The organism is Sphingomonas sp. (assembly GCF_041661825.1).
Lineage (GTDB): Bacteria > Pseudomonadota > Alphaproteobacteria > Sphingomonadales > Sphingomonadaceae > Sphingomonas.
In genome coordinates, this window is the sequence record NZ_JBAZTU010000009.1 from 35,845 (window position 1) to 62,332 (window position 26,488).

30 protein-coding genes are annotated in these 26,488 nt (G+C 67.0%); 24 read left to right on the top strand and 6 right to left on the bottom strand.

Features of this window, described 5'->3' with window-relative positions:
- Window positions 1-5: 5 nt before the first annotated feature.
- Genes WC729_RS29415 through WC729_RS29430 form a run of 4 tightly spaced genes read right to left on the bottom strand, consistent with a single transcriptional unit; the run spans window position 6 to window position 2,068 of the window.
- Entirely contained in the window at window positions 6-374 is a 369-nt protein-coding gene (locus WC729_RS29415) for a hypothetical protein (protein ID WP_372858366.1), read from the bottom strand.
- Window positions 371-958: a hypothetical protein gene (locus tag WC729_RS29420; protein ID WP_372858368.1), complete on the bottom strand. Its 588-nt coding sequence runs from the start codon at window positions 956-958 to the stop codon at window positions 371-373. Before WC729_RS29420 ends, WC729_RS29415 begins: the two co-directional genes overlap by 4 nt.
- Window positions 958-1,689: a hypothetical protein gene (locus WC729_RS29425; RefSeq protein WP_372858369.1), complete on the bottom strand. Its 732-nt coding sequence runs from the start codon at window positions 1,687-1,689 to the stop codon at window positions 958-960. The genes WC729_RS29420 and WC729_RS29425 overlap by 1 nt, the downstream gene beginning before the upstream one ends.
- On the bottom strand, window positions 1,679-2,068 hold the full coding sequence (locus tag WC729_RS29430) for a hypothetical protein (RefSeq protein ID WP_372858370.1): 390 nt from the start codon (window positions 2,066-2,068) through the stop codon (window positions 1,679-1,681). Before WC729_RS29430 ends, WC729_RS29425 begins: the two co-directional genes overlap by 11 nt.
- Window positions 2,069-2,277: 209 nt before the next feature.
- Here WC729_RS29430 and WC729_RS29435 point away from each other — a divergent pair, with 209 nt between their 5' ends.
- The 4 genes from WC729_RS29435 to WC729_RS29450 are packed head-to-tail and all read left to right on the top strand — an operon-like array spanning window position 2,278 to window position 3,895.
- Window positions 2,278-2,976, top strand: coding sequence for a hypothetical protein (locus tag WC729_RS29435; RefSeq protein ID WP_372858372.1), 699 nt, complete (start codon window positions 2,278-2,280; stop codon window positions 2,974-2,976).
- A complete protein-coding gene (locus WC729_RS29440; RefSeq protein ID WP_372858373.1) occupies window positions 2,973-3,212 on the top strand; it encodes a hypothetical protein in 240 nt (79 codons plus the stop codon). Before WC729_RS29435 ends, WC729_RS29440 begins: the two co-directional genes overlap by 4 nt.
- Complete coding sequence (locus tag WC729_RS29445) at window positions 3,212-3,514, top strand: hypothetical protein (protein ID WP_372858375.1); 303 nt, start codon at window positions 3,212-3,214, stop codon at window positions 3,512-3,514. The genes WC729_RS29440 and WC729_RS29445 overlap by 1 nt, the downstream gene beginning before the upstream one ends.
- Window positions 3,515-3,517: 3 nt before the next feature.
- Entirely contained in the window at window positions 3,518-3,895 is a 378-nt protein-coding gene (locus WC729_RS29450) for a hypothetical protein (RefSeq protein WP_372858377.1), read from the top strand.
- 81 nt (window positions 3,896-3,976) lie between these two features.
- On the opposite strand, the gene WC729_RS29455 is transcribed toward WC729_RS29450, so the two are convergent.
- Complete coding sequence (locus tag WC729_RS29455) at window positions 3,977-4,387, bottom strand: hypothetical protein (protein WP_372858378.1); 411 nt, start codon at window positions 4,385-4,387, stop codon at window positions 3,977-3,979.
- A 492-nt stretch (window positions 4,388-4,879) separates the two neighbouring features.
- On the opposite strand from WC729_RS29455, the gene WC729_RS29460 reads away from it, so the two are divergent.
- The 12 genes from WC729_RS29460 to WC729_RS29515 all read left to right on the top strand — a co-directional run bounded on the left by WC729_RS29460 (window position 4,880) and on the right by WC729_RS29515 (window position 18,554).
- Window positions 4,880-7,447: a DUF5906 domain-containing protein gene (locus tag WC729_RS29460; RefSeq protein ID WP_372858379.1), complete on the top strand. Its 2,568-nt coding sequence runs from the start codon at window positions 4,880-4,882 to the stop codon at window positions 7,445-7,447.
- Window positions 7,448-7,501: 54 nt separating this feature from the next.
- Entirely contained in the window at window positions 7,502-8,338 is an 837-nt protein-coding gene (locus WC729_RS29465; RefSeq protein ID WP_372858381.1) for a ParB/RepB/Spo0J family partition protein, read from the top strand.
- Between the two features lies 1 nt (window position 8,339).
- A complete protein-coding gene (locus WC729_RS29470; RefSeq protein ID WP_372858382.1) occupies window positions 8,340-8,783 on the top strand; it encodes a hypothetical protein in 444 nt (147 codons plus the stop codon).
- A gap of 22 nt (window positions 8,784-8,805) precedes the next feature.
- A complete protein-coding gene (locus tag WC729_RS29475) occupies window positions 8,806-10,638 on the top strand; it encodes a PD-(D/E)XK nuclease family protein (RefSeq protein ID WP_372858384.1) in 1,833 nt (610 codons plus the stop codon).
- An 86-nt stretch (window positions 10,639-10,724) separates the two neighbouring features.
- The gene (locus tag WC729_RS29480; protein WP_372858385.1) at window positions 10,725-11,150 is read left to right on the top strand and encodes a hypothetical protein; all 426 of its coding nucleotides are present in this window, start codon (window positions 10,725-10,727) and stop codon (window positions 11,148-11,150) included.
- Complete coding sequence (locus WC729_RS29485) at window positions 11,147-11,419, top strand: hypothetical protein (RefSeq protein WP_372858386.1); 273 nt, start codon at window positions 11,147-11,149, stop codon at window positions 11,417-11,419. Before WC729_RS29480 ends, WC729_RS29485 begins: the two co-directional genes overlap by 4 nt.
- Entirely contained in the window at window positions 11,416-14,535 is a 3,120-nt protein-coding gene (locus WC729_RS29490; RefSeq protein WP_372858388.1) for an LAGLIDADG family homing endonuclease, read from the top strand. Before WC729_RS29485 ends, WC729_RS29490 begins: the two co-directional genes overlap by 4 nt.
- A 57-nt stretch (window positions 14,536-14,592) precedes the next feature.
- Window positions 14,593-15,132, top strand: a complete 540-nt coding sequence (locus WC729_RS29495; RefSeq protein ID WP_372858389.1) for a hypothetical protein — start codon at window positions 14,593-14,595, stop codon at window positions 15,130-15,132.
- A gap of 77 nt (window positions 15,133-15,209) precedes the next feature.
- Entirely contained in the window at window positions 15,210-17,411 is a 2,202-nt protein-coding gene (locus WC729_RS29500; protein WP_372858390.1) for a DNA polymerase, read from the top strand.
- Between the two features lie 9 nt (window positions 17,412-17,420).
- Window positions 17,421-17,807 carry a hypothetical protein gene (locus WC729_RS29505; protein WP_372858391.1) on the top strand — a complete coding sequence of 129 codons (387 nt, stop codon included), beginning with the start codon at window positions 17,421-17,423 and terminating at the stop codon, window positions 17,805-17,807.
- A complete protein-coding gene (locus WC729_RS29510; RefSeq protein WP_372858393.1) occupies window positions 17,804-18,283 on the top strand; it encodes a hypothetical protein in 480 nt (159 codons plus the stop codon). Before WC729_RS29505 ends, WC729_RS29510 begins: the two co-directional genes overlap by 4 nt.
- A gap of 55 nt (window positions 18,284-18,338) precedes the next feature.
- Window positions 18,339-18,554: a hypothetical protein gene (locus tag WC729_RS29515; RefSeq protein ID WP_372858394.1), complete on the top strand. Its 216-nt coding sequence runs from the start codon at window positions 18,339-18,341 to the stop codon at window positions 18,552-18,554.
- A 79-nt stretch (window positions 18,555-18,633) separates the two neighbouring features.
- Here WC729_RS29515 and WC729_RS29520 read toward each other — a convergent pair whose 3' ends face one another.
- Complete coding sequence (locus WC729_RS29520; protein WP_372858395.1) at window positions 18,634-18,930, bottom strand: hypothetical protein; 297 nt, start codon at window positions 18,928-18,930, stop codon at window positions 18,634-18,636.
- A gap of 127 nt (window positions 18,931-19,057) precedes the next feature.
- Between WC729_RS29520 and WC729_RS29525 the strand changes: the two genes are divergently transcribed.
- From WC729_RS29525 to thyX, 8 genes are all read left to right on the top strand, one after another.
- Complete coding sequence (locus WC729_RS29525) at window positions 19,058-19,234, top strand: hypothetical protein (protein WP_372858396.1); 177 nt, start codon at window positions 19,058-19,060, stop codon at window positions 19,232-19,234.
- Window positions 19,231-19,458: a hypothetical protein gene (locus tag WC729_RS29530; protein ID WP_372858398.1), complete on the top strand. Its 228-nt coding sequence runs from the start codon at window positions 19,231-19,233 to the stop codon at window positions 19,456-19,458. The genes WC729_RS29525 and WC729_RS29530 overlap by 4 nt, the downstream gene beginning before the upstream one ends.
- A 245-nt stretch (window positions 19,459-19,703) precedes the next feature.
- Entirely contained in the window at window positions 19,704-20,015 is a 312-nt protein-coding gene (locus WC729_RS29535) for an HNH endonuclease (protein WP_372858399.1), read from the top strand.
- Between the two features lies 1 nt (window position 20,016).
- Window positions 20,017-23,340 (top strand): methyltransferase domain-containing protein, encoded by a 3,324-nt coding sequence (locus WC729_RS29540; RefSeq protein ID WP_372858400.1) that lies wholly within the window; start codon window positions 20,017-20,019, stop codon window positions 23,338-23,340.
- Window positions 23,337-24,299: a DNA cytosine methyltransferase gene (locus WC729_RS29545; protein WP_372858401.1), complete on the top strand. Its 963-nt coding sequence runs from the start codon at window positions 23,337-23,339 to the stop codon at window positions 24,297-24,299. The genes WC729_RS29540 and WC729_RS29545 overlap by 4 nt, the downstream gene beginning before the upstream one ends.
- Window positions 24,299-24,961, top strand: a complete 663-nt coding sequence (locus WC729_RS29550) for a class I SAM-dependent methyltransferase (RefSeq protein WP_372858402.1) — start codon at window positions 24,299-24,301, stop codon at window positions 24,959-24,961. Before WC729_RS29545 ends, WC729_RS29550 begins: the two co-directional genes overlap by 1 nt.
- On the top strand, window positions 24,961-25,848 hold the full coding sequence (locus WC729_RS29555; protein WP_372858403.1) for a hypothetical protein: 888 nt from the start codon (window positions 24,961-24,963) through the stop codon (window positions 25,846-25,848). Before WC729_RS29550 ends, WC729_RS29555 begins: the two co-directional genes overlap by 1 nt.
- Complete coding sequence (gene thyX / locus WC729_RS29560; RefSeq protein WP_372858404.1) at window positions 25,845-26,480, top strand: FAD-dependent thymidylate synthase; 636 nt, start codon at window positions 25,845-25,847, stop codon at window positions 26,478-26,480. The genes WC729_RS29555 and thyX overlap by 4 nt, the downstream gene beginning before the upstream one ends.
- Window positions 26,481-26,488 lie beyond the last annotated feature (8 nt).

Here is a 26,488-nt window from a genome sequence, read left to right on the forward strand (position 1 = left end):
CACCTCTACTTGATGTGCCCGGAGGCGATGAGCCCCACGAGGGTGATGAGGATGCCGACGACGATCCCGCCACCGCCCGCGATGCTCGCCGCCGTGGCGATCTGGCCGGTCGTCTCGGGCGGCTGGAGCGGCTTCTTCTCGAGCGCGTCCTGCAGCTGCTTCTTGTCGTCCTCGCAGCGCCTCTTCTCGGCGGCGACCCATGCAGAGCGCGGTGGGGACAGCCAGGTCCCGCCCCCCAGCTTCACGTCATCCACGGTGACGGCCGACTTGACCGTGCGCGGAAGATCGGACGCCTCCGGTTCAGACGCGGTGTCCTGCGCCTGAACCGGGAGGGCCATCGCCATCGCCAAGACGACGGCGAGGACGCGAGTCACTTCACGATCCCGAAGGCGCTGGTGAGCGCCGCCGTGGCCGCGCCCGCGCTCACGCTGGCGTCGCGCTGCAGCTTCACGGTGTGGACCGTGCTCTCGATCTTGGTCTTGAGGTACTCGTCCAGCTTGGCGTCGTCGGTGATGCCCAGGACCATCCCAAGGAGCTTGAGGCCCTCGGACCCGAGGTAGCTCTTGATCTTGTCGAGCGCGGCCTTGCCGGCGGCGTCGGCCACTTCCTTCGGCAGCCCACCCTCGTCGGCCTTCTTCTTGGCGGCGTCCACGGTGGTCTGCATCAGCTCCTTGACGACGTTGAAGACGATCTCGTCCAGGCGCGCGAGGATGCCTTTGACCTCCTCGTTCTTGACCTTCTGCCCGATGAGGTCCGCGAGCTTCTTGCTGACCCACGTCAGGCCGGTGATGAGCAGCGGCAGCAGCGCGCCGATGATGCCCATCACGACCTTCGTCCAGTCGATGCCGGACGAGGCGGGCAGGACGACCGCCTCGGCCGCGAAGGCCAGGGAGACGAAGCAGACGTAGGTGAGGAGGGAGGCGACGACGAGCGACAGGAGGCGGGGGATGATCTTCATCAGGGGTTCTCCTTCGGGGGCTTCGGGGTGAAGTACTTCGACAGGTCCACCTTGACGCGCTCCGCGCGCCTGGGCGCGGGCGCGCCCTGGGCCGTCTTGAGGATGTTGTCGTAGCTGGCGTTGGAGATCCTGGCCGCGTCGGCGTCCTTCGGCTCGAACAGGTTCTGGAAGTCCAGCTGCAGTTCCGGCTTGACCGTCGCCTCGCCCCGGTAGTCCGGGCAGCCCGACTCGGGCGTGACGATATGCTCCTCCTTGAAGATGGAGGAGAGCGCGTCGCAGATGGCGAAGGTGTTGAGCATCCACTCCACGTCGGGGAGGCCGTCAGCGGCCTCGGGCGCCGACACGGTGCCGTCGAAGATCTTCGACCGCAGGAAGTCCACCTCGGCGCGCTCGCGCAGGTTGGGTGAGAGCATCATCCGGTGCTTCCATTCGAGGAAGCGGTGGTTGTTGTAGTTCTTGCAGAGGCAGCAGCGGTGGCTGTGCCCGTGGGCGAACTCCAGAGCCGTCCCGGCGACGTTCACCGTGGGCTTGTGGATGAGGCGGTCGCCCACCGCGCCGTTGGTGAACTCCGAGGCCGACTTGGCGCCGACGCCGGCCGCGCCGCCGCCCACCGTGATGGGGATCTCCGCGTCGAGGACCCGCTCCGCAGGCTTCTCCTCCGGGTCGATCTGCTTGCCCTGCGCGTCGCGGTGCGACGTGTCGATGCTCAGGCGGTCATTGCTAAGGTCCATCCGGGACCTCCTCGTCGTTGGGGTGGGGGTCGGTGTCGTCCAGCTGCGGGAGCGGGGGGAGGCCGTAGGCCTTGAGGACCTCGGGCGTGATCTCGTACTCCAGCTCCTGCAGGACCTTCGCGAGCCCCTGGTGGACGTGCTGGAAGACCCACACCCGGACGAGGTTGAAGGCCCTCGCGCGGGTCATCAGGGTCGCCACGTCGGACGGGGCGTTGGCGAGCCCGAGGCGGATCAGCTCGCGCACGGTGTCAGTCATGTTGCCCGCCATGCCCGCCTCCACCATCGTCTGGTGGTAGTTGCTGACGGCCTCCGCAAGCTCCGGGTCGAAACGCATCCGGAGGTCCCGCTGGAGTCTCTGGGAGAAGGTTTTCTCGGCCACCGCGCACCCTCGGGTTGGTTTTGCGCTGGTAGCGCCGGAACGCGGACCGGTCAAGTGCATTCGTGTGCCCTAGACACTTAGGTCATCGTGTTCAGAGCACACGAAGGTCAGAATCGTTGCGAACGAAATGATTGCGAACGCAACGATTGCGCTTGCAACGATTCCAGCCAAGGTGTCAGATTCACACCAACTTCCACCGGAGGGACTACATGATTCTCGGGCTGTGCGGGCATTCGGGAGCTGGCAAGGACACGTTCGCGGACCGCCTGGTCCTCAAGTACGGGTGGCAGAAGGTCGCCCTCGCCGACCCCCTGAAGCGGATCTGCCAGCAGGTGTACGACTTCACCGACCAGCAGCTCTGGGGGCCGTCTGAGTGCCGCAACGCGCCGGATAAGAGGTACTTCAGGCCGGACGGCGACCCTCGATTCCCCTACCTCACCCCCCGCGAGGCACTGCAGCTGCTGGGCACCGAGTGGGGCCGGCGCTGCTACGACAACACCTGGGTGGACCTCGCCATCCGCACCGCGAAGGACATCCTCGCCGGCCGGGCCTACCACCAGCACCTGGGCTTGGGCCCGGAGGTCCCTCCCGGAACGCCGAAGCACCTGGCGCCGCGGCGCGCGACCGGCGTCGTCATCCCGGACGTGCGCTTCAAGAACGAGCTCGACGCCATCCGCGCGGCCGGGGGCCGGGTCGTGCGCCTCATCCGCCTGGGCAAGGACGGCCAGGTGGGCATCGCCGGCCACGCCAGCGAGGCCGAGCAGGACGGCCTGCCCAACGACGCCTTCGACCGCGTGCTCTGCGTCCCTGAAGGCCTCGACGCCTACGCGGACGCCATCGACTACCTGATGCAGTTCGAGGATTTCGCCTGCAGGACCTACTCCCGCAACCCTGGAGAGCAGCCGTGACCATGTTCGTCAACAGGAGCTTCACCGTGGGCGAGAAGGCCGCGCTCACGCCCGAGGAGGAGAAGGAGCGCCAGGAGGCCTGGGCGCGCACCTTCCCCAACACCTGCCCCCGCTGCGTGGAGCTGGGCTGGGCCCAGGTCCCCATGCGGAACAAGGCCTGCCCCGACTGCGGCCACTTCTTCTGCGACGAGCACCTGGCCGAGCACCGCGACGCCTCACCCCAGGTCCAGACCTGATGCCCCGCGAGCCCGAGTTCACCGCCGCCGGAACCTTCCACTGCCCCAGGCTCACCGCCACGATCTCGAGGCAGGAGTGCTACGAGCGCCAGAGCCGGATGGCCGCGCTCGTCGGCAAGACCGAGATCTTCTCCATCCGGGATGGCACCAAGGACCGCTACTGCCGGTCCGGCGAGTGCGGCCTGGGCAAGTACATCGCCCGCTCGTTCAAGCGGGGCACCCTCGTCTACCAACCACGGCAGGCCGCGCCCAAGAGCGCCACTCGCGGCACGCTGGTGACCAAGAAGGCGCTCAAGAGGTAGCCCATGTCAGAAGAGAAGAGCCCCCGCTCCGCGCTCGCGCGGCTGGCCGAGGACTTCAACATCGTCAACGACCGCCTCAAGGACCTCAACCGGCAGGCCGAGGACTTCGTGGACACCATGCTCGCCCTCGCGCGCCAGAAGGACGAGAAGGCCATCACGGCCTACGAGGCCGTCCTCGTCAAGGCCGACGACTCCGAGAACGAGGCCGACTTCCAGAAGACGACCGAGGAGGCTGCCAAGCTCTTCGTCGGGCTCATGGCCCTCGCCCAGGAGGCCGACGCCGGCCTCGTCGCCAAATACAAGGAGGTGGCGGGGGAGATCGAGTCCATCCTGACGACCTACGAGCAGGTGGCGACCAGAATTGAGGAGGTCTGCTCGTAGTTCTGCTCCTAGGACCGGCCCACCGCGAGTTCGCCGGACCTGGCCCCGCGTCCACTCCGGACGCGGGGCTTTCTTCTGCCCTCAAGGGTTGCGGAGGGAGTAGCCCCAGGGCTTGCGGCCCCTCCCCTCGGTCATCACCTTCTGGATCGCGACCGACCGCTCCGCGATGAGCTGGTCGAGGGCGTACCGGGCCTTCATCTGCGTCAGCCTCGTAGCCGCCATCACCTCGACCAAGGTGACGACAGGCATCCCGTTGTCCTTCGCCTGCTTCAACGCGAAGAGCACGGCCGTCATGTTCCGCTCGACGTAGTCCTCCTCCTGCGGCCCCTTGAAGACGGCGGGCAGCTGGCTCTGCCCAGGCACGTTGTGCCTGTCGAGGCACTCGTTCACGAACTCCAAAAGCGCCTCGTCCGGGTGGATTCGGCGCTGCATGGCGTAGTACCGAATCCGGCCAATCACAGCTTCACTTTTGAGGCGCATCACGCGAGCCATTGCCGAGCCTCCTAGATGGGTTGCGAAAAACGACCTGCCGACTTCGATATCCAAAATGAAAGATTGTACAGGCATTGTCAACTTATAAATTCTAGAACCTGCGGGCCGGTCCCATGAAGTCCTACAGGGAGCCGACGTAAACGCCCGTTTCATGGTAGCTGCTAGTAGACCTGATCAAGATCACTACTCCTCCAATCAGGTACTATTTTACGGTTATATAAGAAGTAATAAGAGAAGAACCGTAATACAGTATCGTGTTAGAGGGAGTGGGTTTGCGTTCAGCCCTACTAGGCCTCTGAAAGCACTAAACGTGCCAGTCCTCTCCGAGCCTTTGTGTGAAACGCACACTTATTACCTGTTGGCAACAGCTGCTATCCACCTTCCGTTGTGACACGCGGTCACGCGATTCGTGGCGGCTAGTACTTGACGCTGTAATGGGTCCGGGTGTAGACGAGCAGGCGTGCAATTGAAGGCTGCCCGTGGGAGGGTCGCTTGCTCGTCTCTCTGTTGCAGTCGGAGCACGACAATGCTCCGAAACGCGCCGAGGTCCTCTGGGATGAGTTGGTGGAGAGCCTCAAAGATCACCGTCGCTGCAGCTGCACGACGGCCACCTGCCAGAAGAAGAACTGCCCGGAGAAGCCGGGCCCGGCCTGGTCAGCCACGGTCTACAAGGACGGCAAGAGGGCCAAGAAGAACGTCGAGGCCGTGACGGCGCTGGTGCTTGACCTCGACCACTTGCCCGACGACGGCGCGCTCGTCCACGCGCTCCGTAACTGTGGCAAGTACCGCACCTGCGTCCACTCCAGCCACAGCCACCGGCCCGACGACGTGTGCGTGCGGGTCGTCATCGACATCGACCGGCCGGTCAAGCTCGAGGAGTGGGATCGCTTCCGCGCCAACGTGGTCGAGCGCCTGGGCATCCCGGCCGACCCTGGCGCCAAGGACGCCTCCCGGCTCTTCTTCTTGCCCAGCGCGCCCAGCGACGCCGAGGTCATCGCGGAGTCCTGGGACGGGGAGCAGCTGCGCGTCGATGAGTTCCTCGCGCCGCTCAAGCCGAAGGTCCCGCCTCCCCCGCCGGACCGTGAGGGCGTGGCCCCCACCGCCGCCATCCTCCTGGCCGAGCGCCCGCAGAAGGGCCCCCCGGTGGACATGGAGGAAGCCCGCAATACGTTGCGCTACCTGTCCGACCCGCTCTCGCGGGCGTTCATGAAGCCGGTGGTTCACGGCGAGCCGCTGGCCGACGAGGGGAGCCGGGACACGGCCATCCAGCGCGCCGTGTCCATCATGGCCTTCGCGTTCCCCAACACGACGCCCGTGGACGCCCTCCTCGAGATCTTGAGGCCCTCCATCCTGGCGCTCCCCGGCGACCCCCCTCCCGGCGCCGCGGACTGGATGGGGGTCACCGCGGAGAAGCTGCAGCGCGCCCTCCTCGACAAGGCCGAGTCCGACGCCAAGCGCGAGGCCGTGAACCTGGCGATGCATGAGAACCTGTGCCGCCGGGCGTCGAAGGAGTCCACGCCGGAGGACCCGGACCCCACCAAGCCGTATCCGGAGGCGCTGGTACTGGCCTGGGCGCTGGGGCAGAAGTGCAACTCCGTCGAGGAGTTCAAGGACCGCTGGATCGTCACGAAAGGCGGCGCGGCCTGGGTCTTCATCGACGGCCGGTACGAGCGACCGGTGCCTCTGGCAGATCTCGACCTCGCGACCGGCCGCGACCTCGCTCGCGTGCCGGGTCTGTGCGAGGACCTGTTCTACGTCAACAAGCAGGGCCGTGTCGTCTGGACCTCCGCGAAGTCTCTCGTCCATGAGTGGGGTTCGCTTGCGCGAGAAGTTGAGGCAAGCCTCTCCCTCCAGAAGAGCTTTTACGACGCCTCGACTCAGGTCTTCCACGAGGCGGTTCGTCCAATGCGACCGCTGGTGCCGACGTTCAACCCTCAGATCGACAAGTGGCTGCGGATGCTGGGCGGCGAGGACGCGGAGCGGTTCCTTGATTGGGTCGCCACCTATATGCTCCTCGACCGGCAGACGTGCGCGCTCTACTTCCACAGCTCCCAGGGGACGGGGAAGACGCTCCTGGCCCAGGGCCTCGCGAAGTTGTGGACCCGCGGCGGGCCCAGCGAGCTGGAGAACGTCTTCGCCGGCTTCAACGACGTGCTCACCCAGTGCCCGCTCGTCTTCGCGGACGAGTGCCTCCCGGCCAAGGGCAAGCACCTGACGAGCGAGCTTCGCAAGCTCATCGGAACGACGACGCGGAACCTGAACCGCAAGTTCATGCCCGTCGCCTCGCTCTTCGGAGCGGTGCGGCTCATCATCGCCGGCAACAACGACCGGATGTTGGAGACGGGGGAGGAGCTTTCCTCCTCCGACCTCTCGGCCGTCGCCGGCCGGTTCCTCTTCATCGACACGTCGGGGGAGGAGCGCAGCGCGCCGATCCGGCAGTTCCTCCTTGAGGAGGTCGGTCCGGACAACATCAACCGCGAGTGGCTCGACAACGCCGGCATCGCCCGGCACGCGCTCTGGCTCCGGGACAACCGCAAGGTCAAGACGACGGGCCGGTTCCTGGTGGAGGGCAAGCAGACCGACTTCCACAGCAACCTGCTCACCTCGACCGGCGTGACCAGCTGCATCGTGGAGTTCCTCGTCGCGTGGCTCTCCTCGCGCGAGCCGGGGTACCTCAAGGACACGCGCTGCCTCACCGGCAACGAGGAGCTGTGGGTCGCCACCGAGCTGATGACCAACGAGATGTACTGGGTGTCGCTCGTCCCCTCCGCAGGGCACCCGCCCAGCGCGACGAAGATCGGCCGCGCGCTCGCGAACCTCTCCAACGACCAGAGCATCCGCGTGTCGGTGGTCGTGAACCAGAAGCAGAAGCAGGTGACCTACCACCGGGTCCTGCCCAGCCTGCTCCTGGCCTGGGCCGAGAAGACGAAGCTGGGCGACTTGGAGCACATGAAGGAGCGCATCGCGGCCTCCAACCCGGTGATGACCGCCGCGGTGTCGCGCCAGAAGGAGCGCCGCGAGAACGAGGCCGAGAAGGCCAAGGCTGCGAAGAGTAGTTGACGTGGTTCTTTAACCTGTTGTATACGATTCTCCCCTGTTGAAAAGGAGCCCAACGTGGCTAAGACCGCAATCGACGCTGCCCGCTTCGACGCCTACTGGATCGAGCCCGAGAGGCTCAAAGTCATCATCAACAAGGCGCACCCGCTCTACGACCCGCGCATCGAGCTGCCGGTGGACGAGCAGCTGGTCGTCTCGATGATGACCGAGGGCTTCACGACCGTCATCACCGTCGCCAAGGACGGCGAGGACATCGTCGTCATCGACGGCAAGCGCCGGTACAAGGCCGCGTGCGAGGCCAACGTCAGGCTCAAGAAGCTGGGCCGCGAGCAGATCAAGATGGCCTGCGTGAACAAGCGCGCCGACGAGAACGCGCTCTTCGGCGTCCTGGTGACCGCCAACGAGAACCGGGTCAACACCAGCGAGGTCGAGCGCGCGAAGCTGGTGCAGCGCCTGATGGGCTTCGGGCGCACCGAGGAGGAGGCCGGCGCGACCATCGGCCTGGACAAGACCAAGACGAACCGGCTGCTCAAGCTCCTCGCCTGCGACAAGAAGGTGCAGAACGCCGTCGAGTCCGGGAAGCTGTCGCCCAGCGCCGCCGCCAAGCTGTCGGTCCTGCCCAACGAGAAGCAGGTGGAGAAGCTCGAGGAAATCCTGGCCGAGGGCCCCACCGAGCGGTCGAGCAGGGCCACCGTCCAGAAGGTCGCCAAGGCCGTCAAGAACGCCCAGGGCGACTTCGCCGCCGTGCCCCCGACCAAGAAGGAGGTCAAGGACGCGCTCAAGCAGGCCGAGGGCGACACCGAGTGCAGCGTCGAGGTGCAGGACGTGTTGCGCTGGGTCGCGACGGGGCAGCTGGCCGAGGGCTGGTTCAAGAAGTGGCTGAAGGGGGAGTGACATGGACGACGACAAGAAGGCGTTCGCGCCGGTCACGGTGGAGTCCATCCAGAAGGCCTATCAGGTGCTCAAGGAGCAGAAGATCGTCGGCGTGCTCGTCGGCACTTCCGCGCTCTGGATGCTGGGCTTCGACGTGACGCCCGGCGACATCGACTTCCTGGTCCTCAAGGCTCCGAAGGGGGACGACCTCCAGCTGAAGCTCTCCAAGGGCTCCACCGAGGAGAGTGCGACCGGGTCCATCGACGGCGTGAAGGTGGACTACATACCCGCGTCCGGTCTGCGCCAGCGGTACTTCACCAACGGGAAGGGCCTCTGGATTCAGGACGTGTGCGTGGCCCCGCTGCACAACATCCTGGGCCTCAAGCGCCTCGCGGACCGGCAGCAGGACCGCGACTTCCTCTTCCGCTGGTCCTACGGACTGGTGGGCATCCGCAGGAATGTCTGACCCGCGTGCGAGGATGCCTCCCATGACGCCAATCCCCGATTCCCGATGGTCTGGACGGCCCGAGGGGCACGCCGTCGAGAAGGGCGTCCTCCGCTACGTCTCCGCGTCGCAGATCAAGACCTTCCACGCGGAGACGGGCGGGTGCCCGCGGGCCTGGTTCTTCGACAAGGTCCAGCACTTCAAGCGCAAGGAGTTGAAGGGCCAGGAGACGGGCAAGGCCGGGCACTCCCAGGTCGAGCACTACCTCCTGACCGGCGAGAACGTCCTGGGGGGCATCGCGCTCGCGGGCATCCAGCACCTGCCGCCGCCCAAGTCGAATCTGCGCGTCGAGTGGCCCGTCCACTACCTCCCGCTCGACCCGAAGAAGCCGGACCTCCTCATCGCCCAGGAGCCGAAGCTCGCCATCGCCGGCCTGCCGATGATCGGCTTCATCGACCTCATCGACTTGAACGACCCGTCGAAGGTCGAGGTCCTCGACCACAAGTTCCTCTCCAGCATCGCCCGCTACGCCAAGACCGAGAAGGAGCTGCTGGAGGACATCCAGTGCGTGGCCTACCTCAAGTGGGCCACGCTGCGCTGGCCGGGCCTGTCGGTCTACCGCTTCACGCACCTGTACTACCAGACGCACGGCGCCAAGGCGTCCCTGCCGGTGCGCGTCCAGCTGACGCCCGCCGACATCGAGACGCGCTGGCAGCGGTACAGCAACGTCGTCGGCCTGATGAAGGTCACCGCGGCCAAGAAGGACCCGAAGGAAGTGCCCCACAACGAAGAAGCTTGCGGGGCGTATGGCGGTTGTTCGTTCATTGCTGTCTGCCCCGATTCACCTGCGAGGAAATTCTCGATGAGCCTGCTCTCCCGTATCGCCGCTTCCAGTGCCACCGGAAACACCGCCGCGCCCGCAGCAGCTGCGGCGCCCGCCGCCGCCGCCGCGCCCGGCGTCGAGGTCGAGGCCAAGGCCGCGCAGAAGGGCCTCTTCTACATCCTCAAGGCTGGCTGCGCGACGGGCGTCGCCGTGGACATGGTCTGCGAGGGCCAGGGCCCGGCCGGTCGCTTCGGGCTCTTCACTGACGTGGAGAGCAAGCTCATCCGGGCCGAGGGGACCGTGATGGTGATGCCGACGACCGCTCCGCTGGGGCCTGTCGCCGCACCCGCCGCACCCGCCGCGCCCGCCGCGCCCGCCGCGCCCGCCGCGCCCGCGCCCGCTACCGCCGCGCCCGCCGCGCCCGCGCCCGCGCCCGCCGCGCCCGCGCCCGCGCCCGCCGCGCCCGCGCCCGCCGCGCCCGCCGCGCCCGCGCCCGCCGCGCTCGCCCCGAAGGTGGACGAGGGCGTGGTCCCGCCCGACGCGGCAAAGGAGCCGCTCGCCGCCGCCGCCGCCGCCGCGCCCGCTGCGCCCGCTGCGCCCGCCGAGGAGAAGGCGAAGCGCCACCGCCGCACGAAGGCCGAGATCGAGGCCGACAACGCGGCGAAGCTCGCGGCGCAGCCCGCCACGGCCCCCACCGCGCCCGCCGCCCCGGCCGCTCCCGCGCTCTCGCCGGCCATCACCGAGATCCCGCCGCCGGTCATCGGGCCGGGGGCTCTGCGCCTGTTCATCAACTGCGTCCCCAACCGCCCCTACAACGACCTCACCAACTACTGCTGGAACATCGCCAAGGATGTCGCCAAGGCCGCGAGCCTCGAGGACGTGCGGATCGCGGACGGGGGCCCGCTGGGCTTCGGGAAGTGGTCCGGCTACCTCGCGCAGCAGGCCCTCGTCTCGCCGCCGGCCGGTGACTGCGTCATCTGGAAGAGCGACATCAACTCCCCCATCGCGGACGCGCTCGCGACCATCGCCGCGGAGGTCGTGCGTGGGCGGTAGTACGCCGCACGGCGTGAGCCTAGGAATGCCGACTCGCTGACGACTTGTAGGGAGCCTAGGCTCACGCTTTTTCACGGGAGGACGCGATGGACCGCATCAAGGAGCAGTTCGAGGCTTTCCACATCGAGAACCCACACGTCTACGCGCTCCTGCGCGAGCTGGCGCTGGAGGCCAGGAAGGCCGGCGTGCGCGTGTACGGGATCGGGATGCTCTGGGAGGTCCTGCGCTGGAAGCTGTACGTCGAGACGACTGGCAACGACGACTTCAGCCTGAACAACAACTACCGTGCGCTCTATGCCCGGATGCTCATGCGGACCGAGCCGATGCTCCGGGACTTCTTCATCACCCGGAAGCGCCGTGTCGGGGAGGAGGCGGAGGCAGTCGTCAACCTCGCCCCGAAGCAGATGGACTTCCTCGAAAAGCTGCGCGCGGTGCAGAGGCAGAAGGACCTCCACCAGGCTGCCCAGGCGACGCTCCTCGACCGGCTCAAGGCGAACGGGGTGGTCAAGTGAACCAGGCCACCATCAGCCCTGAGCAGCACCTCTGGCTCGCGGTCATCGAGCGCGCGTTCGAGGACGCGGTGACGCCGTCGGTCAAGTCGAAGGGGAGGCAGAGCAGCAGCAAGAACACGGTCCGGGACATCTCCCGAGCTGAGGCCGCGCGCTGGTTCGCGGAGGGCAGCGAGGACTTCCAGCTGGTCTGCAACTTCGCCGGCCTGGAGCCCGCCTGGGTCCAGCGCCTGGCGCATCGGAAGCTGAAGCTGAAGGGAGTTCGCCTGTGAGTTTGCTCGACCGCTTGCGCGTCGCTGGTGCCCTGACCGAGACGGCCCGTGAGAAGCAGTTCTCGCTCATGGACCGCCTGGGGCGCACCAGCGTCGCCGTGCCCGACTCCCTGCTCTTCAACCCGGAGCCGGCGGGCACGCGCTACGGCAAGCAGGCCGTGGGGCCCTCGCGGGACCTGTCGCGCATCCTCGAGCTCCCCCGGCGCACCCTCGACGTGCGTGACCCGGCCGCGGGGAAGAAGTGGACGAGCCTCCTGCGCCGCTTCGACAACGACGGCACCTGCGACTGCCTGCAGAAGTGGGGCTTCTGCATCAAGCAGCTGCTGCCCATCCAAGGCAACGGCCTGGAGGAGGCCGCGTCCGGCGGGCTCCTCGGGCTCATCGGCGTAGGCGAAGGGAAGTGTCTGGGTGTGAACACCGAGGTCTTTGATGTTGCCGCGGGCGAGCGGCGTCGAGTCGTGGAGCCTGGACCGCTGGCTGTGGCATCGGTTCAGGAGGGTCATGGACTCTGCGTGAAGCCGGGGACGGCATTCCCCTCCGGCTCTAAGGTCTGCGTCCGCGTGACGCTCCGGGACGGCGCCTCCATCGACGCCAGCACCGACCATGAGGTGTTGACGGCGCGCGGGTGGGTGCCTGCTGCAAACCTGACGACGTGCGACTTCGTCGCCGTGCCGTCTGAGATGCCGCAGCCCTGGTCGACGTTGGAGATTAGCGACGACGAGGTGTCGTTGCTTGGGTTGCTCTACGCGGACGGCGGGTTCACCAGCTCCACGATTCGTTTCACCGACGAGAACGAGAGCACCTGCGCGGAGTTCCAGCGGTGCGCCCTCACCATCTGCGGCGGGTATGGGGAGGGTAGGAGTCGTACAAAAGCGCGGGAGTTTACCCTGCTCAAGGGTCAGGACTTGGCGGCGCGCTGGGACCTCCACGACCTGTCCAAGCACAAGCGCCTGCACCCGAAGCTCTGGGGGCTTTCGACGCCACACGTCCGGTTGTTCCTCAACCGCTTCTGGGCTTGCGACGGGCACCTCGGGAAGGGGCATCAGGCGGAATGTACGTTGGCCTCCGAAGGTCTGGTGGACGACATCCGGTTCCTGCTCCTGCGCCTGGGCGTCCGGTCGCGGAAGCACTTCAAGTTGGCTAGCTGCAATGGCAAGAAGTTTGACGCCTGGAGGATTCAGGTGTCGGGCGCGGACCTTGAGCGTTTCTTGGAGGAAGTCGGGCCCGTCATCGGGTGTGAGCACAGGTACTGGGAGTTGTTGGAGCGGTTGCGTAAGACCACCAAGAACCCCAACTTCGACAGCGTTCCTATCGGTCGCAAGGAGTTGAATGAGATTCACGACGAGGCCGGCTGGGTCGGGCGCAAGACGGAGGTCCGGGAGTTCACCGGAGCGACGGACGGCCAGTACCTCTCACGGCAGAAGTTCCTGAAGTTCTGCCAGCACTTCGACTACCAGGGCCGGTACGCCAAGCAGCTGCTGCTCGACCGGGTCGCTTGGGAGCGGGTGCAGAGCGTCAAGAACATCGGGGAGCAGCCGGTCTACGACGTGAGCGTGAGGGACACGCACAACCTCGTCGCCAACGGGATGGTCGTCCACAACACCGGCCTGGACATCCTGCTGCCGATGGTCCTGCCGGACTGCCAGCGCACCGTGCTCCTCATCCCGTCGAACCTGAAGGCGCAGTTCTTGGAGCGCGACTACCCCCAGTGGTCGGTCCACTTCAAGACGCCGCAGCTGGCGGGGGGCCGCTACTTCACACCGGGGCGCCCGGTCCTGCACGTCGTCGCCTACAGCGAACTGTCCAGCGCCAAGAGCACCGACCTCCTCAAGAAGATCACGCCGGACACGGTCATCTGCGACGAGGCCCAGAACGTGCGCCGCCGCGATGCGGCCAGGACGAAGAGGTTCCTCCGGCACTTCAGCGAGAACCCCCGGACCCGCCTCGTCGCGCTCTCCGGGACGTTGACCTCCCGCTCGCTCGAGGATTACGCCCACCTCTCCAAGCTCGCCTTGGGCGAGGGGAGCCCGCTCCCGCTGCACTGGCCGACCGTCGAGGAGTGGTCCGGCGCCATTGACGCCGAGCGGCCCAACACCATCGCCTCGCCCATCGGCGCGCTCCGGAAGCTGTGCAACGAGGGCGAGCACGTCCGCGAGGGCTTCCGGCGCAGGCTGGTCGAGACGAAGGGTGTCGTCGCCACCGAGGAGGGCGTGCTGGGCACCTCGCTCATCCTCAACTCCCGGATGCCGGCGCTGCCCCCGGAGGTCGAGAAGGCCCTCCAGGGCATCCGCAACACCTGGCAGCGCCCGGACGGCGAGGAGCTGACCGACGCGATGACGAAGGCGCGCGTCTGCCGCGAGCTGGCCCAGGGCTTCTACTACCGGTGGATCTGGCCGAGAGGGGAGTCGAAGAACGTCATCGAGGCGTGGCTCTTCGCCCGGCGCGACTGGCACAAGGAGGTCCGCGAGAAGCTCAAGCACAGCCGTGAGTTCATGGACTCGCCGCTCCTGCTCACCAACGCCGCCGCGCGCTGGCACGACGGCTTCACCGACGAGAACGGCACCAAGCACGAGCCCCACACCAAGCACCGGCTCACCTGGGACTCCAAGACCTTCTTGCAGTGGAGGGAGTTGAAGGAAACCGCAGAGCCGCAGACCGAGGCGGTCTGGGTGAGCGACTACCTCGTGCAGGACGCGGCAGCCTGGGCGAAGGACGAGCCGGGCATCATCTGGTACGAGGCCGACGCCTTCGGGCGCAAACTCCAGCAGCTGGGCCTCGCCTTCTTCGGGCCTGGCGCGGAGGCCAGCAGCAAGATCATCCGCGAGAAGGGCGACCGGTCCATCGTCGCCTCGCTCAAGGCGCACGGCACCGGCAAGAACCTCCAGATCTTCTACCGCAACCTCATCGCCAGCCCGCCGTCGAGCGGAAAGGACATCGAGCAGCTGCTGGGGCGCACGCACCGCCTTGGGCAGAAGAAGGACGAGGTCTACGGCGACTTCTACCAGCACACCGAAGAACTTCGCGAGGCCCTGGAGCAGGCCACGCGGGACGCCCGGTACATCGAGCAGAGCACGGGCGGGAAGCAGCGGTTGCTCTACGCAGCACGCACGTTCTGAACGGCAGCGGAAGTAAGTCCAACCCCAACAACGGCAACGAAAGCGAGCACCACTATCATGGGCATCAGCGCATCCCTCGCGGCATCCATCGCGGCGTCCAAGGCCAACCGCAACGGCGTCTACCTCGTCCCCGCCGGCTACGAGCTGGAGATCCAGAAGGTCATGTTCGACAAGAAGACGAAGGGCGACACGTTCATCGTGGAGTTCGTCGTCTTGAAGTCGTGGATGACCAACGACAAGTACAAGCCCAACGCCGAGAAGTCGCAGGCCTCCTACGTCGTGACGATGAACCAGCTGTCGTCGCCCGGCAACGTCAAGGCGTTCCTCATGGCCGCGCTGGGCGTCCCCGAGGAGCAGGTGACGGCGCAGGCCATCGAGGAGGCCACCAACGAGAAGACGCAGCCGCTCCGCTTCTTCCGCATCAAGGACGTGGCGTTCGAGAAGCCGCAGAGGAACGACCCGTCCAAGATGTTCACCTACCACAACTGGGAGCACATCGAGCCCAGCGAGGAGGAGTTCGCCCAGGTGATGGCGCGGCGCAAGGCTGCCGACGACAAGGTCGCTGCGGACGCCGCGGCCGGCAAGCCGACGGCGTAGCTCACCGAAGCGAACAGCGACCGGCCGGGGGCGGGTGTGGGCGCCCCCGGCCGTGCGGTCGGACAGCTGGAGCGTGAATGATCTCGGTCGCCTTCGACAGCGAGACGTACCCCTTCTTCGCCGGGAACATGACGCCGCGCGTCGTCTGCGGCTCGTGGGCCGAGAAGACGAAGGCGCCCGGCCTGGCGCTGCGGGAGACGGCCCTCGACTACTTGGAGGCCCTTCTCAACGACGACGACGTGGAGATCATCGGTCAGCACCTGCCCTACGACCTCGCCTGCGCTTCGGCGGCGAGGCCGCGGCTGCTCAAGACCATCTTCAGAGCCTACGACCACGGTCGCATCTTTGATCTCGCCATCGCGGAGGCGCTCTACGATATCTACCACGGGCAGCTGCTCACCGACCCGGAGACGAGGCAGCCCATCTTCCGCTACACCCTCGCCATCATCGAGAAGCGCCTGCTGGGCATCGACCGCACGGCGGCGAAGCTGGGCGAGGATGCCTGGCGCCTGCGGTACCGGGAGCTTGACGGCATCCCCGTGGAGCAGTGGCCTCCGGAGGCCCGGCAGTACGTCTTGGACGACGCGAAGAACGCGCTCGACTGCGCCATCATCCAGAAGACCCGCGTCGAGAACCTGCATCACCAGAGCGAGCAGGCGCGTGCGGCCTGGGCGCTCTACCTCTCCAGCGTCTGGGGCATCCGGACCGACCCGAAGATCGTGGAGGAGGTCGCGGGCGAGATCGAGAAGGGCCACCACGAGGCGCTCGCGCGCTTCGCCGCGGTGGGGCTCTTCCGGTCCGAGGGCCCGAAGGCGGGCAAGAAGGACACCAACAAGCTGGCGCGGATGGTCGCGGAGGCCTACGGCGCGAAGGACCCGTGCGCCCTCTGCAAGGGCAGCGGCAAGACGCTCAGTTCGCGGACTAGCAAGCCGGTCAACTGCCCGGACTGCCACGGCGCCGGCCTGGACCTCTCCTGCGTTCCGCAGACGCCCACCGGGAAGGTCTGCTGCGACGAGGACACGCTCAAGCAGAGCGGCAGCAAGGTCCTCGAGGATTTCGCGGGCATCGGGGAGAACGAGAAGTTCTTCTCGACCTACCTGCCCATCATCCGGCGCGGCGCACGGTCCCCCATCAACCCGGACATCAACGTCTTGGTGGACACGGGGCGCTGCTCCTACCGCAACCCCAACCTCCAGAACCAGCCACGCAACGGGCGCATCCGCGAGTGCTACTGCGCCCGCGAGGGGCGGCTCTACTGCAGCTGCGACTACTCGACCCTGGAGCTGGTGACCCTCGCCCAGGTGTGCATCTGGTACGTCGGGTACAGCAACATGGCCGACGCCATCAACGCTGGCCGCGACCTCCACGCGCAGTTTGGAGCCGGCGTGCTGGGCATCGCCTACGACGCCTTCATGGCCCAGCTGAAGGCCGGCGACAAGACGGCCAAGGCCTTCCGCCAGATGAGCAAGGCGGCGAACTTCGGGCTGCCTGGTGGCCTGGGCGCCTCCGCGCTCGTCAACTACGCCCGCGTCGCCTACAACGCCCGCTTCTGCGAGCTGTCCGGCAAGAACAACGAGGGTGAGTGCGGCCGGAACATGACGAAGGACCGGCACGGCAACCCGCTGTGCGCGGACTGCTTCAGCATCGCCAAGGACCTCCGGTCCTCCTGGTTCTCGCAGTGGACCGAGGTCGGCAAGTACCACGAGGCCATCCAGGCCAACACCGACGGCCCCTTCGGCGGCTTCATCGTCGTCCCCGGCGCGGACCCAAACCCCGGCCCTGGGCTCACGCGAGGCAACTGCCACTTCTGCGACGGCGCGAACACCGGCTTCCAGGGCCTCGCGGCGCGTGGCGCCAAGGCCGCGATGTACGAGGTCAGCAAGGAGTGCTACACGGTCCGCGAGAGCCCGCTCTACGGCACCCGGCCGGTGGCGTTCGTGCATGACGAGATCATCGGGGAGGTATCGGACGACCCGAAGAAGGCGCACGCCGCCGCGTTCCGGATGTCCAAGGTGATGGTCGAGGTGATGCGGGTCTTCACGCCGGACGTGGCCGTCAAGTGTGAGCCGGCGTTGATGAAGAACTGGTACAAAGGCGCCGAGGCCATCTTCAAGTGCGCGGCGCACCCGAAGGAGTACGGCGGGAAGTGCTGCGACCAGGCGCTGCTCGCCCCCTGGGCTCCCTGCAGCTGCTGTAAAGGGTCGGGCAAGGTCAAAGTCAACGGCGAGAAGGTGAAGTGCGCGCACTGCGCCGGCCACGGCTACGAGCCGCCGGTCTAGGAGGCCAACGTGAAGTCGTTCAGCTTCGTAGACCCGTTCGATGAGCAGGCCCTGCACCTGTTCGAGGACCTCCTGGGGGTGCGCTGCCACTGCGCCCAGGCCGGCGACTCTCGGTACTGCCCCGTCCACAACGGCACGGCACTCGCCAGGGCGCTGGAGGACTTGGAGCTCAAGAGCGAGGCCCAGGTCAAGGAGGCCATCGAGAGCGCGCGGGAGAAGTGGAACGAGCAGGCCGGCAAGGAGGCCGAGGTGATGGTGAACCTGCTCAACGAGGTCATCGACGCGACGAAGGTCGTGGAACCGGACGCGAACGACGACGAGCCGAAGGACGAGCAGTGGTGGGCCAACTGGCGCGAGCGCGCCGAGAACGCGGTGAAGGAGGCACAGAAACCGTGAAGATGCTCTCGTTGGACCCCGGCATCCGGGGGTGTGGCGTGGCGCTGTGGGAGGGCAAGCAGCTGGTGCGCTGCGAGTACGTCAAGGGGGCGAGCGCGGCGGGTAGTGTGCTTGCTGCAGCGCACGCGATGGCGCAGCAGGTGCGCGCCTGGGCGCCGGACGATGTCACCTTCCTGGCGCTGGAGTGGCCCCAGGTCTACCGGGTCGGGAAGGGCAAGGGGGACAACAACGACCTCCTCGCGCTCGCGGCGGTCCTCGGAGCCCTCGTCGCGCTCTTCCCCTTGGCCGGGTTCGAGGTCTTCAAGCCCGCGGAGTGGAAGGGCCAGGTGCCCAAGGACATCATGGGCAACCGCATCGTCGGGAAGCTCGAGGGCCGGGAGGTCGTGGTGTTCCGCGCCGCCAAGGTCATCAAGAGCCTGGAGCACAACGTCATCGACGGCGTCGGGATCGGCCTGAAGGCGCTAGGCAGGCTTTAACAGGTTGCCCGTGGTATACAACCTGTTGTAGAAGACGAGGTCCTAGGAGGTCGTCATGGGCTACAAGAAAAGTCCGGAGCAGGTGAAGAGGGCCACGCGGGCCAAGTTCCTGCTCGCCAAGTTGCACAAGGCCGGCGTCAAGGACGTGAAGGTGGCCGCGGAGCTTGGCTGCTCCGCGCTCTCGGTCTACCTCTGGCGTGCGAAGGGCCGCGCGCCGGACGAGCACTTCCTCGAGCAGCTGGAGAAGATGGCGAAGAAGGCCCCGAAGTAGTGCCCATCGAGAGTGGGCAAAAAGGAAGGGCCCCCGGTTCGCACCGGGGGCCCTTCACGTTCCAGCTGCAGCGCGCCGACTAGCGGACGCTGGAGTGGATGACCGCGGCGTAGGCGTCGAAGGCCAGGGTGACCATCGAGGCGACGGACGGCAGCGCCCAGCCCAGGGTGGCCTGGGAGACGTTGCCCGGCAGGGCCAGGAGGGCCGGCGTGCCGTTGACCATCGCCGCGGCCGAGCGCAGCACGGGCACCACGACTTCGGCGGTCGTGCCGAGCGAGTGCTGGTAGCCGTCGTAGCCGAGGAGGGCGGCGCCGCCGGTCACGGGGGCGACGGAGATGGGGCCGAGGTTCTGCCAGAAGGTGCCGAAGAGAGCCATGTGGATTTTCCTTTCCCTTGCAAGAGGGGTCCTGCGTTCGAGGCGCAAGGTAGCGCGAGCGAAAATCTGAGCAAGAGCAAAGGGTACGTCTTGACAGATTGACGGCTAATCGATAGAACGTCGCGGCATGACGACGCCGCCGAAGAAGCTGGTGAAGACCACGCTCTACTTTCCGGTGAACGTCCACCGCGAGCTGAAGATCGAGGCCGCGCAGCGCAACATGACGCTCACCGAGGTCCTCATCGAGGCCCTGGAGCGCCGCGCCTTCTTCATCAAGAACACCCCCGAGGAGCCGAAGCCTTGATCCCCTCGACGAACGTCGCGACCCGGCACCTCGAGATCACGACCCTTACCGGGTCCGACTTCCTGGCCGACCTCCTCCTGCCGTCCAGCTGGGCGGCGCGCATCTTCGCCAAGAAGCTCATCCAGGCCCACGGCGCGCCGACGAAGAAGGGCGACCTGTCCTTCAGCGTCTCGGGTCGGACCTGGGACATCCTCGACGCGCAGGGCCACGTCAGCCGCAGGTAGAACCTCAACCCCAAGGAGCCGTCTTGCCTGGAGGTCGCAAGCCGCAGCAGAGGGAACTGTGTGGTCAGCCGGCACCTACCGGCGCGGCTTGGCTGCCTCTAACGAGAGGTCTTTTCGCGCTGGTGGACGCGGATTTGTTTGAGGGCCTGAGCCGCTACAGCTGGCAAGCGCGTCACAGTCGAGGATGTTGGTACGCCTCGCGCGACTTGATGAGCCGGACTCGGGTCCATTTGCATCACGTCGTGATGGGCACGACTCCCGACGAGGTTCACATCGACCACATCAACGGGAATGGCCTGGACAATAGGCGGTCGAATTTAAGAGGGGCCACGCAGCGGCAGAACCTGCAGAACGCGGGACGGAGGGTGGACAACACCTCAGGGTTCAAAGGTGTTTACTACTCGCAAGCGTCTAAGAAGTGGGCTGCTCAGATTCGATACGAGGGGAAGCAGAAGTATCTCGGCTTGTTCCACGATGCGCGTGACGCAGCCAAGGCCTACAACGCCGCCGCACTCAAGTACTTTGGCGCCTTCGCGCGCCTCAACGAGGGAGTCTGAAATGAAGAGGTTGAACCCGGCCGAGAAGCCGTACCTGTCTTTCGCCCTTATCGTACGGAACTGCGAGACGACCCTCCCCGGCTCCCTGGAGGCGTGCCTCAAGAGCGTCCGCAAGGTCGCGCCCGACGCCGAGATCGTCATCGTGGACACGATGTCCTCGGACAACACCCCCGACATCGCGAAGGTCTACGCCGACGTGTACGCGGAGTACAAGGGGCCGAAGGGGGACTGGACGAAGGAGACGCAGTTCGACAAGCCCGGCAACCCGCTCTGGGACGCCGCCGCCGCGCGCAACGAGTCCTTCCGCCTCGCGTCCGGCCGCTGGAAGGCCTGGATCGACAGCGACGACGTGCTGCTCTGGGAGGAGGATGCGAGGGACCTCCTCAAGCTCAATGGGCGCTGGCGCCCCGAGGTCGGCAGCGAGAAGTGTGAGCTGGATCGCTCGCTCATCGACACGCTGCGCTGGGTCGAGGAGAAGCGCCCGAAGACCCGCGTCATCCACTCCCCCTACCTCTACCGCTCCGACGAGCACGGCGCGGCGATGGAGTGGCAGGACCGCGAGCGCATCATGCGCGACGACGCGCATTACGTCTGGCGCTCGACCGGCCACGAGGTCTGCGTCCCGGAGGGCCCGGCGTACTTCACCCGGCCCGACTACCTCGCGCACCTGCTCTACCGTCACTGCAAGCTCTTCAAGCCCGAGGACTACACGTTCTCGACCGAGCGGCACTTCAACACGCTCATCGTCGGCTACGAGAACGGCACCGACCGCTCGCCCCGGACGTGCGGCTACCTCGCGAACTTCGCGCACTTCCTCTGCCCGGACCGCGTCGAGGAGTTCCTCGCGGTCGCGCTCGAGAACAGCGCCCTGCCGCTCGACCGCTACCGCAGCCACATCGACCTGGGCAACGAGCGCGCCCACCAGGGCCGCACCCCGGAGGCCTACGAGCACTTCATCATCGCGCAGACCCTGCGCCCCGACCTCCCCGACGCCTGGTACATTGGGGCGACCACGGCTGCCTCCGTTGAGGACTGGGCCCGCGCCAGCGAGTGGTTCGAGAAGGCCGCGAGGGCGAGGCTGGGCCAGCCCGACGCCAACCCCTCGATGACGCCGCGCACGCAGCGCCTCAACGGCCTCTCGCAGGCCGCGCTCACGCGCTGGCGCTGGGGCAAGGTCTTGGAGCGGACCGGCTCGCTGCACGCCGCGCTGGAGGAGTACAAGAAGGTCGAGGCGCTGCTGGAGGAGCTGCTCGCGGACCCGACGCTGCAGCACGACAAGGCCGAGGCCATCGCCTACCACGCCTTCGTGGAGAACGAGCGGCGCGCCCTGGAGTTCACGCTCAAGCTGCGCGACTACCACGACTACCTCCTCAACAACGACGAGCCGCAGAAGGCCGCGCTCATCGAGGAGGTCCTCCCCCACCAGCAGGCCCACGGCGTCGTCTCCGAGTACCTGCGGCGCTGGCGCCAGAAGGTGGACCGCCACCTCGTCTCCACGAAGGCCTACGCCGACTTCTACAACGACGACGCGGCCACCGGGGCCATCCCCTCGCAGGAGGAGAACTGCCTGGCGCCGATGGTCACGCAGCAGTGGCGCATCCGGTACGCCGCCTCCCGGATCGAGGCGTGGCTGCAGAAGCACCCCGGCGTGAAGATCAAGGTGCTCGACTACGGCTGCTTCGACGGCCTCTCGGCCATCCCGCTGCTCGCGGCCATCGGTCCGGAGCGCCTGGGGCAGTACATCGCGGTGGACATCAAGCAGGACGCCCTCGACCGCTTCAAGACGAGGCTCGAGAAGTTCCCGCAGCTGGCCCCCTTCAAGGACAAGGTGCTCTTCGTCCACGGCGACGAGGGCTGCCTGAACGCGGTCGGGACGGTGGACATCGTCGTCTGCATGGAGGTGATCGAGCACGTCCAGATGCCCGGCGAGTTCCTCGACCGCCTCCTGCGGCGGGTGAACCCGGAGACGGGCGAGGCCGTCTTCTCGACGCCCTGGGGCTCGTTCGACAAGGGCCTGCCGCCGGGGAAGACCGCCTGGGGCACGATGCGCGACGAGCGCGGCCACCTGCGCGCGATGCTGCCGCGCGACATGGTCGACCTGGCTGACAAGGAGCTGGGGCGCGTCGTGGACATGGAGACGGAGTTGAGCCCCGGTGGGCTCCACGCCTCGTTCTGCGCGTCCATCAAGCCGATCACCGGCTACTCCGCGTCCTACCGACCCAAGGCGGCGAGCTTCTACGTCCCGGCGGCGCTGTGGGACTGGAACGCGAGCCACGTCTACCGGACGGGCATCGGCGCCAGCGAGGAAACCATCGTCTACCTCGCCCGCGAGCTGGCGAGGAACGACCGCCGCGCCGTGTCGGTCTACGGGCCGCTGCCGACCTACGGCGTCGTGCCCGGCGAGGAGGTCAAGGACAGCGTCGCGTACTGGCCCAGCGAGCAGCTGTACCGGGTCCAGACCGGCAAGGTCATCGTCTCGCGCTACCCCTCGCTGGGCGTCCGGGCCGAGGTCGGGGAGGGCGTCCAGAAGATCCTCTGGCTGCAGGACGCCAGCTACCCGGACCTGACGCCCGAGATCGCGGACGCCTACGAGCGCATCGTGGTCGTCAGCGAGTGGCACAAGCAGGCCATGCACGAGCGCCACGGCGTCCCGCTCGACAAGATGTCGGTCGCCTACAACTTCCTGCTCAAGGAGCACTTCCGGCCGGCGCAGCTGCCGGAGCGGCAGAAGCACCGCTTCATCTACGCCTCGTCCCCCGACCGCGGCCTGCTGACGCTGCTGCGGATGTGGCCCGAGGTCCGGAAGATGTGGCCGGACGCGACGCTGGCGATCTTCTACGGCTGGGAGGGCTGCAAGAAGCTCTCGGCCAACAACCCGACCTGGGCGGTGAGCTTCCGCAAGATGTGGGCGCAGTGGGAGGCCCTCTCGCGCCAGCCCGGCGTCGAGAACATCGGCCGCGTCAACCACGAGCGCATCGCCTACGAGATGCTCCGGTCGGACATCTGGTTCTACCTGAGCGTCGAGGCCGGCTACACGTTCGAGGAGACGGGCTGCAGCAACGCCTCCAAGGCCCGCGCTGCCGGCTGCAGCCCGGTCTTCCACCCGGTCGCCGCGCTCTGCGAGACGGCCCGCTGCGACCAGGCTGTGGAGATCTCGGCCTGGGGCAAGGACGAGACGTTCGAGTCCTACCAGAAGCGGTGCTTGGCCGCGTTGCACTTCGCAGGGCTGCTCACCGACGCCGGGCGCAAGGTGATGATGGACGAGGCCCTGAAGCAGTTCGAGGTCGGCGCGTTCATGGCGCGCTGGGAGGAGTGGCTCAAGTGAAGACGTGCGCGAGCTTGTTCACGGGCTGCGGCGGTTGGGAGTGGGGCGCCAAGCAGCTGGGCTACCACCCGCTCTGGGGCGTCGAGTTCAACAAGGCCTACGCCCAGGGATACGGGAACAACTTCCCGACGGGGACTCTCATCCCCGGTGATGTCCGCAAGGTGGACCCGGACCCGCTCGAGATCCCCGACGTGCTCTTCGTCAGCCCGCCGTGCCAGGGCCACTCCGCTGGCCGGAAGCGGGGGAACGTCGTCACGCGCGGTGATGAGGAGGTGGGCGTCGAGTGCCTCAAGTTCGTGGACTCCTTCATGCGTCGCCACAAGGCACCGGCCGTCCTCATCGAGAACGTGAAGGGCTACCGCTCGCACGAGGCCTACCTCGAGATCATCCGAGGGCTGAAGAAGCGAGGCTTCACGGTGAGCGACGGGCTGTTCAACGCCTCGGACTACGGCACGCCCAGCGACCGCATCCGGCTGCTCGCCTGGGCCACGCTCTCCCCGCTGGGAGAGCGCGCGGCGGGCAACATGGAGAAGCTGGTCGTCAAGAAGAAGGCCGACTGGTGGGAGGCCGTGAAGGACTTGGTGGACACCATGCCTCCGGCCGACCTCGCGCCCTGGCAGGAGTACCACTCCAACCTCGTCCCCCCGGAGAGCTGGCCGGTCCTCATCGGCGGCATCCCGGTGGACTACAAGGTGGACGAGGTCACCGGCCGGAAGGTCTGGCGAGAGGCCGGTCGGCCCGCCCCGACCATCGTCAAGCAGAAGGCCCAGAGCGGGGCCCGCATCGCCCTCAACCCCTACGACGTGCGGCGCATCACGCCGCGCTTCGCGGCCCGGTGGATGGGCTTCTCCGACGACTTCTGGCTCCCGCCTGGAATCGTGGCCGGCTTCGACGTGGTCGGCAACGCGGTCCCGCCCCCGCTCGCGGTCGCGGCGCTCAAGGCGATGGGGCTGCGGTGATGGACCTCGACGGCCACGTCCGCGCCGCGCGGATGCACGGCGACGCCCGCGACGACACCTACCGGTGCCTGGCGCAGAGCTTCGTCGCCGCGCACGAGCAGGCCCCCAATGGCGTCTCGGTCGAGGTCGGCACCCGGCGCGGCGGGTCGGCCTTGATGCAGCTGCTGCTCCTCGAGGACCTCTACCCGGAGGCCATCCGCCCGCTCCTCATCACCATCGACCCCTACGGCGGCAAGCCCTACTTCGTCGGCGGGGACCGGGAGGCGGTGCGCGGCCTCTACGGCAACGACGAGTACGTCGCCGCCAAGAGGCTGCTCTACGGGTACTCCAACCACCTCCACTTCCCCGTCATCAGCCTGGACTGGCTCGCCTTCGCGAAGGCGGGCATGAGGGTCTGGAGTCGCGGCGGGATGATCGTGCCGGCGGCGACCGGCATCACGCACGTCCTCCTCGACGGCGACCACGACGCGCGGACGATCATCGAGGAGGTCCAGGGCTTCCTGCCGATGCTCAAGCCGGGCGGGCGCATCGTCATCGACAACACGCCCGACGACCCGAAGACCATCCCGTGGCTGGAGGAGGTCGTCAGCACTTGGAACTACGGCCTCAAGCTGACTCTCCTGCGCCCGCTGCCTGACCTCGCCGTCCTCGTGAGGGGCTGATGCCCAAGGAACTTTTCAGGACCAAGCGGTTCAACGAGAAGGCGCTGCTCACCATCGACCACTGCAACAGGGTCGTGGACGACTACCTCGACCAGGGCCTGAAGCTGACGTTGCGGCAGCTGTACTACCAGCTCGTCACCATCAACCTCTTCGCCAACAGCGTGGAGAGCTACAAGAACCTGGGCAAGCTCGTCTCCGACGGGCGCCTCGCTGGCCTCATCGACTGGGAGGCCATCGAGGACCGTGTGCGTCAGCCGCGCGAGCAGAACGAGTGGCCCGACCTGAGCGCCGCCGTCAAGACCATCGAGCGCGTCTACCGGCTCCCGAGGTGGGAGGGGCAGGACTACTACGTCGAGCTGTGGGTCGAGAAGGACGCCCTGGCCGGCGTGCTGCAGCCGATGGCCGACAAGTACCACGTCACGATGATGGTCAACCGCGGCTACTCCTCCCAGAGTGCCATGTACGAGGCCGCGAACCGCTTCCGCGCGGCTGAGGACTCCGGGACCGGACTTCGGCGCAGCGGCATCATCCTCTACCTGGGCGACCACGACCCCAGCGGCGAGGACATGGTCCGGGACATCCGGGACCGGATGGAGATGTTTGGGGTGGACCTCGATGTCATCAAGGTGGCGCTGACGACCGCGCAGGTGCGCCAGTACAAGCCGCTGCACAACCCAGCCAAGCTGTCGGACTCGAGGGCCAAGGAGTACATCAAGAAGCACGGCCCCAAGTCTTGGGAGTTGGACGCGCTCAAGCCGGAGTTGCTGCAGAGGCTGGTCGAGGTCGAGTTCGAGGCCATCATCGACATGAAGCTGATGAAGGCCGTCATCGCGCGCGAGGACGCCGACAAGGCGAAGCTGCGCGCCCTACACAAGGAGCGCAAGTGAAGATCCTCGACCCGTCCGTGACCTTCCGCTGGGTCACGCCCGACGCCGACGCGGAGATCGCCTCGGCGGCGCGGCTCTGCTACCAGTCCGACGAGTCCGGCAAGTCCGACCAGCAGATGCTGGAGCACATCATCAAGCTCGGTCACCTGTCGGTCGTGGAGCACGGCTCCGCGAGCTATCAGGTCGTGGCCGACCGCGGCTGGACGCATGAGGCCGTGCGCTCGCGCATCGGCGTGGCCTACAGCCAGGAGAGCACGCGGTACTGCAACTACACCAAGGAGCGCCTCGGCGGGGAGATCAAGGTCATCCCGATGCTGGACGGCCTCAACGTCGTCCAGAAGGATCGCCGGCGTTGGCTCTACGAGCACATGGAGCGCGTCTACCGCGAGGAGATCGCGGAGGGCATCAAGCCGCAGCAGGCCCGCGACAACCTGCCGACGTGCCTGAAGACCGAGATCCGGATGACCTTCACCTTCCGGGCCTGGATGCACTTCTTTGAGCTGCGCTGCGCGCCGGCCGCGCACCCCCAGATGCAGAAGGTCGCCAAGATCATCTTTGAGGACCTCGCGGCCCGGTCGCTGACGTTGCGGATCTGGGCTCGTGAGCAGCCGCTGTTCGCCAAGTACTTCTAGGAGGGTAG